Below are 15,339 nucleotides of genomic sequence, written 5' to 3'. Positions count from 1 at the left end.
CGAATGACCCCGCCATGACCACTCCCCCTTCTGCGGCCTCGGCCCCAGCTCCAGAGCCTGAAGCCACGAGCCTGCCGCGCCATTACGGCGTGGCCGGGGGCGTGCTGGTGCTGGCGCTGGGCTGTCTGGCGCTGCTGCCCCTCTGGGGTGGGGCCCTGTGGCTGAGCCTGGGGGTGGGCCTGCTGGGGCTGTTCCTGCTGCTGCAGACCGCTCTGCTGCGGCTCGAGTTTCAGGCCGACTCCCTGGTGGTGTGGCGCCAGAACACCGAGCTGCGCCGCTTTCCCTATGCCAGCTGGCTGGCCTGGAAGCTGTTCTGGCCGGGCCTGCCCGTGGTGTTCTATTTCCGCGAGGAGCGCAGCATTCACCTGTTGCCCCTGCTGTTCGATGCTGGGGCCCTGCGCCGACAACTGGACCGTCACCTGAGCCATCTCTCCGCGTCCGATGCCTGAGGAGCCCATCCCCACCGCCGCCTCCGAGAGCGGCGTCACCCCGCCAGGGCCTGACCCGGCTGAGCCCGCCCCCACTGAGCAGGCGGCCAGCGGCCCCCCTGACAGCGCCTCCCTCGGCTCCAGTGCGGACGCGCCGGCCTGGCAGGAGCTGGCCCTGGAGGAACTGCGTCATCGGCGCCAGCAGCTCCTGGACGAGATTCACCAGCTGGAGAGCCGCCAGGAGCAGATCAACCGCGAGATTCAGAGCAGCGTCACGGGCCAGGCCGATGGGATGGCCCGCCGGCTCAAGGGCTTCCAGGACTACCTGGTGGGCGCCCTGCAGGACCTTGCCGTGGCCGCCGAACAGGTGGACCTGGTGCCCCAGCAACTGCTGGTGGCCCCCTCGGCTCTCGATGCCGAGCAGGCGGCCCAGGCCAGCCCCCCGCCGCCCGGTCCCGCGGTGGCCGCCGCAGGCCAGTTCAGCGCCGATGAGGGCCTGATCCGCGAGCAGCTCGCCGGCTTCCAGGGCCAGCCCGATTTCTACGCGCCCGCCTGGAAGCTGCGCCGCAGCCTCGATGCCGAAGCCGCCGCCAGCCTCGACAACTGGTTTCTGGATCAGGGCGGTCGCGGCGCCCAGCCCAGCGGCGGCAGCCGCGGCCGCAATGCCCTGGTGAGCGCCGCCGCGATCGCGATCCTCGGGGAGCTCTACGGCGATCGCTTCCAGACCCTGGTGCTGGCCAGTCAGCCCGAGCGGCTGGGCGAGTGGCGCCGCGGCCTCCAGGAGGCCCTGGGACTCGACCGCGAAGACTTCGGCCCCAGCAGCGGCATCGTGCTGTTCGAGCGCCCCGATGCCCTGATCGAGCGGGCCGACCGGCTGGAGGAGCGCGGCGAGCTGCCCCTGATCCTGGTGGATGCCGCTGAGCAGGTGGTGGACATCCCGATCCTGCAGTTCCCCCTCTGGCTGGCCTTTGCCCCCGGCCCGGGCGAACTGATGCGCGACGAAGAGATCTACTGAGCCGCCTCTCCCTCCCCCAGCCAGCCCTGCCGATCCGATGACCCTGCCCCTTGCCCTGCCCCTGCTGCTCGCGGGCTACCTGCTGGGCTCCCTCCCCAGTGGCTACCTGGCCGCTCGCTGGCTGAAGGGCATCGACATCCGCCGCGAGGGCTCCGGCTCCACCGGCGCCACCAACGTGCTGCGGGTGGTGGGCAAGGGCCCGGCCCTGGCGGTGTTCCTGATCGACGTGCTCAAGGGCACGGCGGCGGTGCTGCTCGCCAAGGCCGTGCTGGAGCCCCTGGGCCAGCCCCTGGGGCCCGCCGCCTGGGCCATCGACAGCTGGGTGGTGGCCTGCGGCCTGGCGGCCCTGGCCGGGCACAGCTGGCCCGTGTGGCTGGGCTGGCGCGGCGGCAAGGCGGTGGCCACGGCCCTCGGCATGCTGCTCGGCCTGGCCTGGCCGGTGGGGCTGGCCAGCTTCGGGGTGTTTCTCGCCGTGCTCAGCCTCAGCCGCATCGTGTCGCTCTCCAGCGTGCTGGCCGCCGTGGCCCTGCCGCTGCTGATGCTGGGCTGGTTCCAGGGCCAGGGGGCCGGTGTGCGCTGGCCCTACCTGCTGCTGGCCCTGCTCACCAGTGCCCTGGTGATCTGGCGCCATCGCAGCAACCTGGGCCGCCTGCTGGCCGGCACCGAACCGCGCCTCGGCAGCAAGCCCGCTGGCTCCTGAGGGCTCAGCCCAGCTCGCGGCTGCGCTGCGCCGCCGCCAGCACCGCCTCGATCAGGGCTGAGCGCAGCCCGCCGCGCTCCAGCTGGCGCAGGCCGGCGATGGTGGTGCCGCCCGGTGAACTCACCAGGTCCTTGAGCTGGGCTGGGTGGAGCTCCTGCTGCTCCAGCAGGGCGGCGCTGCCCGCCAGGGTGAGCTGGGCCAGGTGGTGGGCCAGGGCCCGGGGCAGGCCGGCGGCCACGGCCCCATCCGCCAGGGATTCCGCCACCAGAGCCACGAAGGCCGGCCCGGAGGAGGTGAGGGCCAGGAAGGCATCGAGCTGAACTTCGGGCAGCTCATGCACCTCCCCCACCTGGGCAAACAACTGCCGCACCAACGCCCGCTCCGGCTCTTCCAGCTCGGGGGCCAGGGCCAGGCCCGTGAGCCCACAGCCCACCTGGCAGGGGGTGTTGGGCACGGCCCGCACACAGCGCCAGCTCGGGAACAGGCGCTGCAGCCGCTCCAGCTTCACGCCGGCCAGCACCGAGATCAACAGCCCCGAGGCCCCGGGCGGAGCCGTGGCCGCCACGGCCTCAAGCTGCTGGGGTTTCACGGCCAGCAGCAGCACCGGTGCCGCCCAGGCCGCCGCCGGATCGGTGCCCACCGCCAGGCCATGGCGCTCCTGCAGGCGGGCGGCGGAAGCCTGACTGGCCACCACTGCCTTCAGGCCCGGGGCCTCCAGCAGCCCTGCCTCCAGCAGGGGGAGCACCAGGCACGCGCCATGGTGCCGAATCCAACCACGCCGAGGCTGGGGAGCAGGGAACCGGAAGCAAGCGGCACCGGGTGCAACGGCAGCGGGGTGATCGAACGCTCTAGAGGGCGCTGTCCTGGCGGCCCCAGGCCGGCGAGGGAGCGGCTTCCTGGTCCTGGGCCAGCTCCCGGGAGATGGTGGTGGGGGCAGACACCTCTTCACCGCTGGCGGTGGTGACGCTGACGCAGCTGGGGGCGAACAGGAAGATGCTCTCGCCCACCCGCTCCTGGTGGCCGTCGATGGCGAAGGTGCCGCCGGCCACGAAATCCACGGCCCGCTGGGCCTGATCGGGCTCCATCATGGTGAGGTTGAGGATCACCGTCTTGCGCTCCCGCAGGGCCTGGATCGCCCGGGGCATCTCGTCGAAGCTGCGGGGCTCCATCAGCGATACCTCCGCCGCCGCGGAGGAGAGCCCCGGCATGCCGATCACATTGCTGCCGGCAAAGGGGTCGTCGGAGCTGAAATCGGAGCTGAGCGCCAGGGCGCTGCTGCGCTGGATCGGAGGGGGGTCCTGGGCGTCGCCACCGTCGTAATCGAGGTCCTCGTCGTAATCGCCTTCGAGGTAGTCATCGCCGGAGACGACGGCACGCAGGCGGGAGAACAACGACACGGAGCGAACCTCTTGGGGTGCTTTCAACCTGAATAGCGTCCCACGTCAGTGATGGCAAGCCGTTGGGACGGTCGCACACCAAACAGGGCGCTGCCGATCCGCACCCAGGTGCTGCCCGCCGCCGCCGCTTCGTGCCAATCACCGCTCATGCCCATCGAACGCTCGGGCAAGCCCAGCTGCGTGGCCAGGGCCGCGCAGGCCTGAAACAGAACCTGAAGCTCCTCGTGGCCGAGGCCCTGCGGGGCGATGGTCATCAGCCCCACCGGCCGCAGCGGCGCCAGCGTCGCCAGGCGTGGCCAGGCGGCGCGCAGCTCCTCTGGGCTGAAGCCGGTCTTGGAGGGGTCGGGCCGCAGCTTCACCTGGAACAGCGCCGCCGGGTTGAGGGATTCCTCGCCGGCGATGCGGGCCAGCCGCTCCGCCAGGGCCAGGCTGTCCACCGAGTGAATCGTGCCGAAGCGGCGGAGCACCGCCCGGGCCTTGTTGGCCTGCAGCCGGCCGATGAAGTGCCAGTCGAGTGGGGCCAGGTCGGCAAGCTCCTCCTGCTTGGCGCTGGCCTCCTGCAGCCGGCTCTCGCCGAAGCTGCGCTGCCCCGCCGCCACGGCGGCCCGGATCGCCTCGGCCGGATGGCCCTTGCTCACCGCCAGCAGACGGCAGCCGGGAGGCAACGCAGCGGTGATCGCCTCGAGCCGCGCCGCCAAAGGCTCAGAGGCCAGTGGCTCAGATGAAGGTCTGGTCAAAGAGCTGTCGCCAGTGGGCATGGGCCTCAGCGCCATCCCGGCGCACCCGGGCCAGGTTCTGCTCGGCGAAGTGACGGGCATCCATCAACGGCACCACCTCAAAACTGGCGCCCCTGGGCTGCAGGGTCACCACAAAGAAGATCCGCTGGGCATACAGCGTGGCGTAGAGATCCCTGCCGTCGGGCACTGGCGCCACTCGGTAGAGCATCCCGAAGGTGGGGTGATTGAGATAGCGCTCGGTGGTCACTCAGCCTTCTGATCTGCAGGTATTAAAGAGCACCGACACGCCATCGTAAGACCAGGAACAATCCCAGCCCCAGGCTCACCAGCAGATTGGCGGCCCGCGCCGGCGGCGCCAGGCGGTGCAGCTGCCAGGGCGGCTGCCAGGTTCCGCCCCGGGCCAGCAGGGCCTCGGCCCCCTGCTCGGAGCGCAGCAGCAGGTTGGCCAGCAGCCTCTCCCCCACCCCCAGCACCAGCCCCAGGGAGAGCTGCCAGCCGAGCCGGCGCAGGTTCACCGCCCGGGTGGCCACGGAGCGCACCAGGTTCTGCAGTTCCTCCTGCACCAGCGGCAGGAAGCGCAACGACAACAGCAGGGTGAACCCCAGCCGCTCCACCGGCCAGCCCAGCCGCGCCAGGGGGGCCAGCAGCCAGCCGAACGACCACACCAGCTCCTCCGGTGGGGTGCTGAGCAGCAGCAGGTTGGCGCTGTGCACCAGGGTGAACAGCAGCGTGGCGCCGTTGAGACCCAGCTCGGCGGAGCGGCGGTTGATCACCAGCGGGCCGAGGCTCACGGGGCCGAGGCTGATCGGCCCCCAGCGCACCAGCTCCCAGGGCATCCCGGCCCGCTGCGGTGGTGGCTCCAGGGGTGATCCAGGCAGCAGCCGCACCTCGGCCGGAGGCCGCTGCAGGGCCGCTGCGCCCACCCCACCCGCCGGCAACAGGTCGCCAGCCCCCCCACCAGCAGACACAGGGCCAGCAGCAACGGCAGGCTGCGGCGCCACAGCCGCCAGGGCAGGCCGCACACCGCGGTGATCAGCAGCAGCAGCCCCACCAGGGCCAGGCGCCAAATCGGGCCGGCCAGGATCGGCGTCACCAGGAAGGCCATGGTCCAGGCCAGCTTGAGGCGGGGATCCAGCCGCCGCAGCCAGCTGCCACGCCCGCCCTCACCGCCCTCCTCGGCCACGAACTGGCCGATCGGCATCTGGCGGAGGAGGTCCAAAGGCAGGAGGCTCAGCGGCCGCGATTCTGCTGGCGCAGCTGATCGCGCTCGGCGTCGCGCTGCTGCTTGCCACGCCAGAACAGCTTGATCGGCGTGCCCTCGAAGCCCAGGCCCTCACGGATCTGGCGCTCCACGTAGCGGCGGTAGGTGTCGCCGAACAGCTTGGGCTCGTTCACGAACAGGGTGAAGCTGGGCGGCCGCACCGCCACCTGGGTGCCGTAGTAGAGCCGGCCCTGGCGGCCGCCGCGGCTGGTGGGCGGCGAGCGCCAGCTCAGGGCCTCGGTGAGCACCTCGTTCACCACCGAGGTGGTGACGCGGCGGCGGTGCTGCTCCACCGCCAGCAGGGCCAGCGGAAAGATCGCCTGCACCCGCTGGCCGCTGAGGGCCGAGGTGAACAGCATCGGCGCCCAGTCGAGGAAGTAGAGCTTGGCCCGGAGCTCGCGCTCCATCGCCGGCATGGTGTGGCTGTCCTTCTCGATGGCATCCCACTTGTTCACCACCACCACGCAGGCGCGGCCGTCCTCCTCGATGCGGCCCGCCAGGCGCTGGTCCTGCTCGGTGACGCCATCGAGGGCATCGATCACCAGCACGCACACGTCGCTGCGCTCGATCGCCTTGAAGCTGCGGTTGATGCCGAAGTATTCGGGGCCGTAGCTCACCGAGCGGCGGCGACGGATGCCGGCGGTGTCGAGCAGCTTCCAGCTCTTGCCCTCCCGCTCGATCGTGGTGTCGATCGTGTCGCGGGTGGTGCCGCGGATCGGGCTCACGATCGCCCGGTTTTCGCCGCACACGGCGTTCAGCAGGCTGGACTTGCCCACATTGGGGCGGCCGATGATCGCCAGCTGGATCGGCTCCTCGCTCTCCACCTGCTCGGTGGGGGGCAGGTGGCCGATCACGGCGTCGAGCAGGTCGCCGGTGCCGGCGCCGTGGATGGCCGAGATCGGATGGGGTTCGCCCAGGCCCAGCCCCCAGAAGTCCGCCGCCATCGCCAGGCCGGCATCGGGCGACTCGCACTTGTTCACCGCCAGCAGCACCGGCACCCCCTGGCCCCGCAGCCACTCGGCGATCGACTGGTCGGCGCCGGTGCAGCCCTGCTGGCCATCCACGATCACCAGGGCCACGGCCGCCTCGGCCAGGGCCAGGTTGGCCTGCTCGCGGATCTCGGGCAGGAATTCACTGTCGTCATCGAACACCAGGCCGCCGGTGTCCACCACCCGGAAGCTGCGGTCGCCCCAGAAGCCCTCCTGGTAGGTGCGGTCCCGCGTCACGCCGGGCTGGTCGTGCACGATCGCCTCGCGGCTGCGGCAGAGCCGGTTCACCAGGGTGGATTTGCCCACGTTGGGGCGGCCGATGATGGCGACGACCGGTAAGGCCAAGAGTCTTATCGCAACGACTGTCCTGCCTTGACAGTACAGATAGGTCGGCTGCTGACCGTGCCACTCAGCCGGCAGGGCGCTCAGGAGATCGGCGGGTCGCCGGGGTGGCCGCGCACCGGATCGGCCGGGGCGTCCAGCAGCGGCGGCAGCGGCCCCAGCTCCGGCAGCGGTTCGCCGCGCTCGGCCAGGTGAGCCAGCAACCAGGTCACCGCCGTGGCGCGGCGGGTGCGGCGCGGGTAGAGCTCGCCGATGCGGTAGCCGCCGAAGCCCAGTTGCTGCTTGAGCAGCTGCTTGTGGGGCTTGGCGATCGAGCGGGTGAGCCGAACGCTGGCGGGGCGCTCGGCGATCAGCTGCGGGGCGAGGGGGAACGACTCCCGCCAGTCCGCCCCCGTGGCCGGGCCCGCGCTCCAGGTGCCGGAGCCATCGGGCCCATACCCCAGGCGCGGCCAGATCAGCTCACACACGAAGCGATCGCTGAGGCGGTCGGCCAGCACCGCCTCCAGCAGCGCCCGGCTGAGGGGGTAGGCCTCGGCCGTCGGGGCGGCCTGGGCAGGAGCGGCGGGGGGAAGCACGGCCTCATCCCAGAATCCTCGCCATGATCGCCGCCCCTGCCCCTGAACTGCTGCTGCTGGCCGGCCACGGCACGCCGCGGCGGTTGCGCTGCCGGGTGCTGCAGTCGCCCCTGGCGGGGGTGAGTGATCGGATCTTCCGGGGGCTGGTGCGGCGCTGGGCCCCCGATGCCCTGCTGTTCACCGAGATGGTGAATGCCACCAGCCTGGAGCTGGGCCACGGCCTGCAGAAGGTGGAGGAGCTGGGGGCTGAGAGCGGGCCGATCGGGGTGCAGCTGTTCGACCACCGGCCGCAGGCGATGGCCGATGCGGCCCGGCGCGCCGAGGCGGCGGGCGCCTTCCTGATCGACATCAACATGGGCTGCCCCGTGAAGAAGATCGCCCGCAAGGGCGGCGGCAGCGGCCTGATCCGCGACCCTGAGCTGGCCGCCCGGATCGTGGACACGGTGGCTGCGGCGGTGTCCATTCCCGTCACGGTGAAGACGCGGCTGGGCTGGTGCGGCGGCGGGGCTGACACCGCCGTGGCGTGGTGCCGCCGGCTGGAGCAGGCCGGCGCCCAGCTGCTCACCCTGCACGGCCGCACCCGCGAGCAGGCCTTCAGGGGCCGTGCCGACTGGGGGGCCATCGCCGCGGTGAAGCGGGCTCTGACCATCCCGGTGATCGCCAACGGCGATGTGGCCAGCCCCGCCGATGCCCTGCGCTGCCTGGCCGCCACCGGCGCCGATGGCCTGATGGTGGGCCGGGGAACCATGGGGGCGCCCTGGCTGGTGGGCCAGATCGACGCCGCCCTCAGCGGCCGGCCCATCCCCCCCAGCCCGGACGCCGGTGAGCGCATCCTGCTGGCCGCCGAGCAGTTGCAGGCCCTGGTGGCGGCCCGGGGGGATCACGGCCTGCTGATCGCCCGCAAACACATGGGCTGGACCTGCCAGGGCTTCCCGGGGGCGCCGCGGCTGCGCCATGCCCTGATGCGGGCGCCGACGCCGGCCGATGCCCTGGCCCTGCTGGAGGACGCCTACGGCAGCACCGCCGGCCAGCCCTGGCGGATCAGCAGCAGCGAGAAGTAGGGCTGCTCCGCCGCCGGCAGCGCCAGGGCCGGGGCCACCTGCTGGTCGGGCCAGCCCACCCGCTGGGCGAACAGGGCTGCCTCCAGCAGGCCCCGGGCCGCCAGCAGGGGGCGCACCCATTGCCAGCGGTGGCCCAGCTTGAGCAGGGCCAGCACCGTGGCGGAGGCCGCTGCCTGCGCCAGCAGCGCCTCCAGCTCGGCGGGGCTCTCGGGGGTGGGCCGGATCAGCAGGCTCTCCTGCTGCAGGGCCAGGGGCCAGGCGCCGGCCGCTGCAGCCGCCGCCACCGACGCGATGCCGGGGATCAGCCGCAGTGGGCAGCCGGGATGGCGCTGGCGCAGGGCCAGCAGCACATAGCTGCTGCTGGCGAACAGCGACACGTCGCCCTCACACAGCAGCACCACCGCCAGGCCGGCGGCCACCTCCGCCGCCAGGGCATCGGCGGCGGCGTGCCAGGCGGCGATGCGGGGGGCCGCCTCCGCCACCATCGGGAACAGCAGCGGCAGGCGGCGCTGCTGCGGACTCAGCCACGGGGCGGCGATCGCTGCGGCCATGCCCTCGGCGCCCTCGCGGGCCACCGGGTAGGCAACCACGGCGGCCTGCCGCAGCTGCGCACCGCCGCCACGGTGAGCAGCTCCGGGTCGCCGGGGCCCACGCCCACCAGGGTGAGACCAGGTGTGGCAGGGGCAGGGCCTGCTGCTGCGGTTTCTAGGCTGTCGCCCAGCGGCGCGGACGCCATGACTCTCCTGGCCATCTATCGGAACCCTGCCACCCCAGGCGGCCAGCCCGAGCTGGCCCTGCGCAGCAGCGATGGCGCCAGCATCGCCGCTGCCCTGGCCCAGCGCGGCATCACCTTCCAGCGCTGGCCCGCCCGGGCCCAGCTGCCCGCCGGCGCCGACCAGGCCCAGATCCTCTCCGCCTATGCCGCCGAGGTGGCCCGGGTGCAGGAGGGGGGCGCCTACCCCAGCGTGGATGCGATCCGCCTGGCCCCCGACCACCCCGATCGCCAGGCCCTGCGTCAGAAGTTCCTGGCCGAGCACACCCACAGCGAAGACGAAGTGCGCTTCTTCGTGGAGGGCCGCGGCCTCTTCTGCCTGCACCTGGGCGAGGAGGTGGCCCAGGTGCTGTGTGAAGCCGGCGACTGGATCGCCGTGCCCGCCGGCACCCGCCACTGGTTCGACATGGGTCCCGAACCCCACTTCTGTGCGCTGCGGTTCTTCGTCAACCCCGAGGGCTGGGTGGCGCAGTTCACAGGCGATCCGATTGCCCAGGCCTATCCCCTGCTCGATGCGCTGCAGGTGGCTTAGCTGTGTGTTCTCGCCAGGCCAGAGGCCTCAGCCAGCGCTCCCGGGCCGTCTCGGAAAGAGGCAGAAGAGCCCGCTGGAATCGTGATTGACGCTGCACGGCTCCACATCCACAACAACTGCGTGGCACGCACCCCATCGGCGGCGAGCTTCCGCTCGAAGGCGCCCAGCTCCGGCGCCTGGGTGAGCTTGAAGCGGCCCTGCTGAGCTGTGACAGCGCCCCCTGATGGATTCGAACCATCGACCGGCTGCTTAGAAGGCAGCTGCTCTATCCAGCTGAGCTAAGGGAGCGGGTCGGCCCGGTGGGCCGGCTGGGGCCATTGTGCCAGCAGCTCCTGGACAGGCCCTTAAAGTGTTCTGCTGCTCTGGATGGACGGTGGATGGTGGCTAGCCGGCTTTCCGAGGGCCAGAAGAAGGAGATCGTGGCGCGCTACCGGGCGGGAGACACCAGCACGGAGCTGGGCAAGCTGTATGGCTGCAGTGCCAACACCATCAGCCGCACCCTGAAGGCGTGCCTCGATTCGGCTGAGTATGAGCAGCTCAAGCAGCGGCGCGGCAGGCAGGCTGCTGCCGCAGCGCAGCCGGCCCCGGCCGCCGCCGCTGCTGCTCCGCCGATCCGCCTGCAGGAGAAGCCCCCAGAGGCCGAGCCGGCGCCACCAGCGGCTGAGCCGGCCGCCGGATCCGAGCCAGCAGAGAGCATTTTCGATCCGGATGAAGACCCCGTGGATGGCGGTCGACGGCGGGTGTGGGCCATCGACGACGCCGATGACTTCGGCGACGACCCCGACACGGACGACACCAACGCCGACGACCCCGACGGCGAGGACGCAGGCAGCGAGGACGACGGCCATGAGACCTTCGTGACCGTGCCGGTGCTGGCCCTCGACCATCCGCCCGAGCCGATCAGCTGCCGGCCCCTCTCCGAGGCGGAGCTGCCCAGCACCGCCTTCCTGCTGGTGGACAAGATGGTGGAGTTGCTGGCCAGGCCGCTGCGGGAGTTCACCGAGCTGGGGCCCCTTCCCCAGGACGAGGAGGAACGCCAGGCGGTGGGCGTGTTCGGCAATCAGCGCCTGGCCAAGCGCCACTGCGGCCGCAACCAGCGGGTGATCCCGCTGCCGAATCCCAGCCTGCTGCTGCTTACCGCCCCCTACCTGAGCGCCCAGGGCATCAGCCGCGTGGTGATCGATGGCAGCCTCTACGCCCTGCCGGAGCCAGGCACCCAGGCCGCGGCGAACCCCCCGGCCAGCGGTTCCGAGGCCTAGTTCCGGGGCCCCGGCCAGAGCAGGGCCGCCGAGCATCCGCCACTGACCACCCCGGCCACCAGGGCCAGCCCCACCAGGAAGCCGGCTGGCAGGGGGGCGGTGCTGCCCGCCCCCACCCAAAGCTTCGGGCGCTGCTCCAGGTTCTGGGCGCCCAGGCAGAGCAGCAGCAGCAGCAGAGCGCCGCCGGAGAGGCTGGCCAGCACCAGGCGCAGGCGCACGAGCATGGCAGCGGAGCGCGATCTGGCAGGAGTCTGCCTGCTCAGCTGCCGCGGTGCAGCAGGGCGTAGAGATCGCGGCGGCTGTGGCCGCTGCGCTCCGCCAGGTTCCGGGCCGCATCGCGGCCGCTGAGGCCGCCGGCCACCAGGGCTTCCAGCTCCTGGAGCAGCGCTGCCTCATCCCAGGCGGCTGGAGCCGCGGCCGGGGCGCCACCCAGCACGAGAGTGCACTCCCCCTGGGGAGGGGTGCGGCGGAAGTGCTCCAGGGCCGCCATCACCGTGGGGCCCACCTGCTCCTCGTGGCGCTTGGTGAGTTCGCGGGCCACCCGCAGGGGCCGGTCTCCGACCGTGGCCAGCAGGTCTTCGAGCAGATCCAGCAGGCGATGCGGCGCTTCGTAGAGCACCAGTGTGCGCTCGTCCTGGGCCAGCTCCTGCAGGCGCTGGCGGCGTTGGCTGGCCCGGGGCGGCAGGAAGCCCTCGAAGCAGAAGCGGCCGCAGGGCAGTCCACTGCTCACCAGGGCGGTGGTCACGGCGCTGGGTCCGGGGACGCAGATCACGGCCAGCCCGGCGGCGCGGGCGGCGGCCACCAGGAGTTCGCCGGGGTCGGAGATGCCCGGCAGGCCCGCATCGCTGATCACGGCGATGGCCTCACCGGCCTGCAGGGCGGCCAGCAGTTCGGGCAGCCGGGCGGCCTGGTTGTGCTGATGGAACGACAGCAGCCGCGGGCCATGGTCGCGGCCGCGCAGGCCCAGCTGGTGCAGCAGCAGGCCACTGCGGCGGGTGTCTTCGCAGGCGATGCGGTTCACCCCCGCCAGCACCTGCCGGGCCCGGGGCGAGAGGTCGCCGAGATGGCCGATCGGCGTGCCCACCAGGTAGAGCACCCCCGGCGCCGGTTCTGGCTGTTGGGTCACGGGATCAGGTCGCTTCGGGGATCAGCTGGGTTCTCCTGCACAATGCCCCCTGCAGCACCAGCATGTTGGCCACCACCCTCACCCTGCCCTCAGGCATCGCCCTGGAGGAGCTGCTGGCGGTGCTGCGGCGGCTGAGCTGGGGCGCAGCCGACATCCTGCGCGCCTATGCCCGCGGCGAGCAACCCCCCTACGGCTTTGCCGCCGCCCTCAGCGTGGACTCCGGCGGCGAGGGGCCGGTGAGTGCCGCTGACCTGGCCGTGAACCGCTGGTTGCTCGATGGCCTGGGCGGCGCCTTCCCTGACGCCGACTGGACCCTGCTCAGCGAGGAGACCGCCAGCGAGCAGCTCACGGCCGGCCAGCCCCTGGCGGCCGAGTGGATCTGGATCCTCGATCCCCTCGATGGCACCAAGGACTTTCTGCAGGGCACCGGCGAGTACGCCGTGCACCTGGCCCTGGTGCGCGCTGGCGCGCCGGTGCTGGGGGTGGTGCTGCTGCCGGAGATGGAGGAGCTCTGGATCGGCGTGGTGGCAGCTGATGGCAGTGAGGCCTGGTGCGAGAGCCGCAGCGGTGAGCGCAGCCCGGCCCGGCTCAGCGGGCGGCGCGAGCTGGGGGAGCTGGTGCTGGTGGCCAGCCGCAACCACCGCGACCAGCGGCTGGAGCAGCTGCTCGGCGCCCTGGAGCTGGGCGACACCAAGGCGATCGGCAGCGTGGGCGGCAAGGTGGCCACGATCCTGCGGGGCGAGACCGACCTCTACATCTCGCTTTCGGGCAAGAGTGCCCCGAAGGACTGGGACATGGCCGCGCCCGAGGCGGTGCTGCGGGCGGCCGGCGGCAGCTTCAGCCACGCCGATGGCGCGCCGCTCACCTACAACAGCGGCGACGTGCGCCAGGCCGGCTGCCTGATTGCCAGCCATGGCCTGGCCCACGGCCAGCTGTGTGAGCGGGCCGCGGCGGCCATGGCCGTGATCGACCCTGGCTTCCCGCTCTGACCCCAGCCCCTCAGACGGGCCCCGGCTCAGACGGGCACGGGGGTGTCGGCCTGGGGCACGCCGCGCAGGGTGAGGTTGATGCGGCCGCGGTTGTCGATCTCGCGCACGCGCACGGTCACCTGATCGCCCACATTCACCACATCCTCCACCTTCTCCACCCTCGATTCGCTGAGCTGGGAGATGTGGATCATGCCCTCCTTGCCGGGCAGGATCTGCACGAAGGCGCCGATGGGGATCACGCGGGTGACCCCGCCGCTGAACACTTCCCCTTCCGTGATGCGGCGGGTGAGGCCCTCGATGATCCTCTGGGCCTCCTCGGCGGCGGCGCCGTCGTGGCTGGCAATGGTCACCACGCCACCGTCTTCGATGTCGATCTTGGTGTTGGTGCGCTCGGTGATGCCCTTGATCGTGCGGCCGCCGGGGCCGATCACGGTGCCGATCAGTTCCGGATCGATGCGGAAGCTGAGCAGGCGCGGGGCGTGGGGGCTGAGGCTCTGGTTGGGCTTGTCGATCGCCTCGAGCATCTTCTCGAGGATGTGCAGCCGGGCCGGACGGGCCTGGTTGATGGCCTCGGCCACGGTGCTCACGGCCAGGCCGGTGATCTTCATGTCCATCTGCAGGGCGGTGATGCCCTTCTCGGTGCCCGCCACCTTGAAGTCCATGTCACCGAGGAAGTCCTCCATGCCCTGGATGTCGGTGAGGATGCGCACCTCCTCGCCCTCCTTGATCAGGCCCATGGCGGCGCCGCTCACGGGGGCCTTCAGGGGCACACCCGCATCCATCAGGGCCAGGGTGCTGCCGCACACCGAGCCCATGGAGGTGGAGCCGTTGGAGCTGAGGCACTCCGACACCACGCGCAGCACGTAGGGGAAGGATTCCTTGGCGGGCAGCACCGGAATGATCGCCCGCTCCGCCAGGGCGCCGTGGCCGATCTCGCGGCGGCCGGGGGAGCGCATCGGCTTGGTTTCGCCGGTGGAGTAGGGGGGGAAGTTGTAGTGGTGCAGGTAGGTCTTCTCGGTGGACGGGTTGAGGTCGTCCATCTCCTGGGCGTCGCTGGGGGTGCCGAGGGTGGCGCAGGAGAGCACCTGGGTGAGGCCGCGCTGGAACAGGGCCGAGCCGTGCACGCGCTTGGGCAGCACGCCGGCGGCGGCCTGGATCGGACGCACCTCATCGAGGCTGCGGCCATCGACGCGCTTGCCTTCGCCCACGATCTGGGCGCGCATCAGCTGCTTGGTGAGGCGCTTGTAGGCGTTGCCGAGGGCCTTGCCGCCGGAGGCCTTGCGGATGGGGTCGTCCTCACCGAGGCCGGCGATCTTCTGGCCCACCTCGGCCTTGATGGCGTCGAGTTTCTCATCGCGCTCGGCCTTGCTGAGGCTGAACTGCTTGAGCAGCTCGCCGATGGGCTGGCTGCACTCCGCTGCCAGGAAGCCGGGCAGGGCGGGATCTTCCTCCAACGGTTCGGGGATCACCTGCTCGATGCCCAGCTCCTTGAGCAGGTTCTGCTGGGCCTTGATCAGTTCGCACACCGCTTCGTAGCCGAAGTCGATGGCCTCGATCACATCCTGCTCGGGCAGCTGGTTGGCGCCCGCCTCCACCATGATCACGCCCTGGGGGGTGCCGGCCACCACCAGGTCGAGCTCGGAGCGCTCGGTTTCGCGGTAGGTGGGGTTGAGCACGAAGTCGTCACCTAGCAGGCCCACGCGCACGGCGGCCATGGGGCCGTTGAAGGGAATCCTGGCCAGCAGGGTGGCCATCGAGGCGCCGGTCACGGCGAGCACATCGGGCGGCACCCGTTCATCCAGCGACAGGCAGGTGGCCACGATCTGGAGGTCGTCGCGCATCCAGTTCGGGAACAGCGGCCGCATCGGGCGGTCGATCAGGCGGCAGATCAGGGTGGCGCGCTCGGGGGGGCGCGACTCGCGGCGCATGAAGCTGCCGGGGATGCGCCCGGCGGCGTAGAGGCGCTCCTCGTAGTCGCAGATCAGGGGGAGGAAATCGATGCCTTCACGGCCTTTGGAGCGGGTGGCGGTCACCAGAACCGACGTATCACCACACTCCACCATCACAGCACCCCCTGCCTGGGGAGCAAATCGCCCGGTGGTCAGCCGGATCTCCCGACCATCGAAGGAGATCGACTGAGTTTGTCCTTGCACTTG

15 protein-coding genes, 1 tRNA gene and 3 pseudogenes are annotated in these 15,339 nt (G+C 71.6%); 7 read left to right on the top strand and 12 right to left on the bottom strand.

What is annotated here, in order from left to right; genetic code table 11:
- The first annotated feature begins 14 nt into the window (after positions 1 to 14).
- From IQ220_RS03760 to plsY, 3 genes are read left to right on the top strand one after another with little or no spacing between them, the layout of a single operon-like run.
- Positions 15 to 449: a DUF3119 family protein gene (locus tag IQ220_RS03760; RefSeq protein WP_193912755.1), complete on the top strand. Its 435-nt coding sequence runs from the start codon at positions 15 to 17 to the stop codon at positions 447 to 449.
- On the top strand, positions 442 to 1,443 hold the full coding sequence (locus IQ220_RS03755) for a DUF3086 domain-containing protein (RefSeq protein ID WP_193912757.1): 1,002 nt from the start codon (positions 442 to 444) through the stop codon (positions 1,441 to 1,443). Before IQ220_RS03760 ends, IQ220_RS03755 begins: the two co-directional genes overlap by 8 nt.
- Positions 1,444 to 1,480: 37 nt before the next feature.
- Entirely contained in the window at positions 1,481 to 2,143 is a 663-nt protein-coding gene (gene plsY, locus IQ220_RS03750) for a glycerol-3-phosphate 1-O-acyltransferase PlsY (protein ID WP_193912758.1), read from the top strand.
- A gap of 4 nt (positions 2,144 to 2,147) precedes the next feature.
- Here plsY and proC read toward each other — a convergent pair.
- The 7 genes and pseudogenes from proC to IQ220_RS03715 form a co-directional block, all read right to left on the bottom strand.
- Positions 2,148 to 2,902, bottom strand: a pseudogene (proC, locus tag IQ220_RS03745) (pyrroline-5-carboxylate reductase).
- Positions 2,903 to 2,991: 89 nt separating this feature from the next.
- Positions 2,992 to 3,540 carry a cell division protein SepF gene (locus tag IQ220_RS03740; protein ID WP_193912760.1) on the bottom strand — a complete coding sequence of 183 codons (549 nt, stop codon included), beginning with the start codon at positions 3,538 to 3,540 and terminating at the stop codon, positions 2,992 to 2,994.
- Positions 3,541 to 3,563: 23 nt separating this feature from the next.
- Positions 3,564 to 4,298, bottom strand: coding sequence for a YggS family pyridoxal phosphate-dependent enzyme (locus IQ220_RS03735; RefSeq protein WP_193912762.1), 735 nt, complete (start codon positions 4,296 to 4,298; stop codon positions 3,564 to 3,566).
- Positions 4,258 to 4,524 (bottom strand): PipX family protein, encoded by a 267-nt coding sequence (locus tag IQ220_RS03730; protein WP_186697135.1) that lies wholly within the window; start codon positions 4,522 to 4,524, stop codon positions 4,258 to 4,260. Before IQ220_RS03730 ends, IQ220_RS03735 begins: the two co-directional genes overlap by 41 nt.
- Before the next feature lie 22 nt (positions 4,525 to 4,546).
- Positions 4,547 to 5,496, bottom strand: a pseudogene (locus IQ220_RS03725) (CbiQ family ECF transporter T component).
- 11 nt (positions 5,497 to 5,507) lie between these two features.
- On the bottom strand, positions 5,508 to 6,872 hold the full coding sequence (gene der, locus IQ220_RS03720) for a ribosome biogenesis GTPase Der (RefSeq protein ID WP_186697133.1): 1,365 nt from the start codon (positions 6,870 to 6,872) through the stop codon (positions 5,508 to 5,510).
- An 80-nt stretch (positions 6,873 to 6,952) separates the two neighbouring features.
- Positions 6,953 to 7,444 (bottom strand): DUF1823 family protein, encoded by a 492-nt coding sequence (locus tag IQ220_RS03715; protein ID WP_193912764.1) that lies wholly within the window; start codon positions 7,442 to 7,444, stop codon positions 6,953 to 6,955.
- 23 nt (positions 7,445 to 7,467) lie between these two features.
- Between IQ220_RS03715 and dusB the strand changes: the two genes are divergently transcribed.
- Positions 7,468 to 8,505 carry a tRNA dihydrouridine synthase DusB gene (gene dusB / locus IQ220_RS03710; RefSeq protein ID WP_193912766.1) on the top strand — a complete coding sequence of 346 codons (1,038 nt, stop codon included), beginning with the start codon at positions 7,468 to 7,470 and terminating at the stop codon, positions 8,503 to 8,505.
- On the opposite strand, the pseudogene cobI reads toward dusB, so the two are convergent.
- Positions 8,454 to 9,163 (bottom strand): annotated as a pseudogene (gene cobI, locus IQ220_RS03705) (precorrin-2 C(20)-methyltransferase). The gene dusB and the pseudogene cobI sit on opposite strands and share 52 nt — an antisense overlap.
- A gap of 76 nt (positions 9,164 to 9,239) precedes the next feature.
- Between cobI and IQ220_RS03700 the strand changes: the two are divergent.
- Positions 9,240 to 9,809, top strand: a complete 570-nt coding sequence (locus tag IQ220_RS03700; protein ID WP_193912768.1) for an acireductone dioxygenase — start codon at positions 9,240 to 9,242, stop codon at positions 9,807 to 9,809.
- 214 nt (positions 9,810 to 10,023) lie between these two features.
- On the opposite strand, the gene IQ220_RS03695 is transcribed toward IQ220_RS03700, so the two are convergent.
- Positions 10,024 to 10,097, bottom strand: a tRNA-Arg gene (locus IQ220_RS03695).
- A gap of 89 nt (positions 10,098 to 10,186) precedes the next feature.
- Between IQ220_RS03695 and IQ220_RS03690 the strand changes: the two genes are divergently transcribed.
- Complete coding sequence (locus IQ220_RS03690; protein WP_193912770.1) at positions 10,187 to 11,068, top strand: hypothetical protein; 882 nt, start codon at positions 10,187 to 10,189, stop codon at positions 11,066 to 11,068.
- Here IQ220_RS03690 and IQ220_RS03685 read toward each other — a convergent pair.
- Entirely contained in the window at positions 11,065 to 11,292 is a 228-nt protein-coding gene (locus IQ220_RS03685) for a hypothetical protein (RefSeq protein WP_186697127.1), read from the bottom strand. The genes IQ220_RS03690 and IQ220_RS03685 overlap by 4 nt on opposite strands.
- 35 nt (positions 11,293 to 11,327) lie before the next feature.
- Positions 11,328 to 12,194: a 16S rRNA (cytidine(1402)-2'-O)-methyltransferase gene (rsmI, locus tag IQ220_RS03680; RefSeq protein WP_193912771.1), complete on the bottom strand. Its 867-nt coding sequence runs from the start codon at positions 12,192 to 12,194 to the stop codon at positions 11,328 to 11,330.
- Between the two features lie 62 nt (positions 12,195 to 12,256).
- Between rsmI and IQ220_RS03675 the strand changes: the two genes are divergently transcribed.
- On the top strand, positions 12,257 to 13,183 hold the full coding sequence (locus IQ220_RS03675; protein WP_186697125.1) for a 3'(2'),5'-bisphosphate nucleotidase CysQ: 927 nt from the start codon (positions 12,257 to 12,259) through the stop codon (positions 13,181 to 13,183).
- Positions 13,184 to 13,209: 26 nt separating this feature from the next.
- Here the strand turns inward: IQ220_RS03675 and IQ220_RS03670 are convergent, their stop codons facing one another.
- Positions 13,210 to 15,336 (bottom strand): polyribonucleotide nucleotidyltransferase, encoded by a 2,127-nt coding sequence (locus IQ220_RS03670; protein ID WP_186697124.1) that lies wholly within the window; start codon positions 15,334 to 15,336, stop codon positions 13,210 to 13,212.
- Positions 15,337 to 15,339: the final 3 nt, after the last annotated feature.

It is taken from the genome of Cyanobium sp. LEGE 06113 (assembly GCF_015207615.1).
The sequence above is the reverse complement of the archived record's forward strand: the minus strand, read 5'-3'. Positions and strand labels throughout refer to the sequence as shown.

Bases quoted from the DNA above. Each gene is read 5' to 3' on its own strand.
- IQ220_RS03755 (WP_193912757.1), top strand. From the start codon at position 442: ATGCCTGAGGAGCCCATCCCCACCGCCGCCTCCGAGAGCGGCGTCACC.
- dusB (WP_193912766.1), top strand. From the start codon at position 7,468: ATGATCGCCGCCCCTGCCCCTGAACTGCTGCTGCTGGCCGGCCACGGC.
- IQ220_RS03760 (WP_193912755.1), top strand. From the start codon at position 15: ATGACCACTCCCCCTTCTGCGGCCTCGGCCCCAGCTCCAGAGCCTGAA.
- IQ220_RS03690 (WP_193912770.1), top strand. From the start codon at position 10,187: ATGGTGGCTAGCCGGCTTTCCGAGGGCCAGAAGAAGGAGATCGTGGCG.
- IQ220_RS03675 (WP_186697125.1), top strand. From the start codon at position 12,257: ATGTTGGCCACCACCCTCACCCTGCCCTCAGGCATCGCCCTGGAGGAG.
- plsY (WP_193912758.1), top strand. From the start codon at position 1,481: ATGACCCTGCCCCTTGCCCTGCCCCTGCTGCTCGCGGGCTACCTGCTG.
- IQ220_RS03685 (WP_186697127.1), bottom strand. From the start codon at position 11,292: ATGCTCGTGCGCCTGCGCCTGGTGCTGGCCAGCCTCTCCGGCGGCGCT.
- IQ220_RS03700 (WP_193912768.1), top strand. From the start codon at position 9,240: ATGACTCTCCTGGCCATCTATCGGAACCCTGCCACCCCAGGCGGCCAG.
- IQ220_RS03735 (WP_193912762.1), bottom strand. From the start codon at position 4,298: ATGCCCACTGGCGACAGCTCTTTGACCAGACCTTCATCTGAGCCACTG.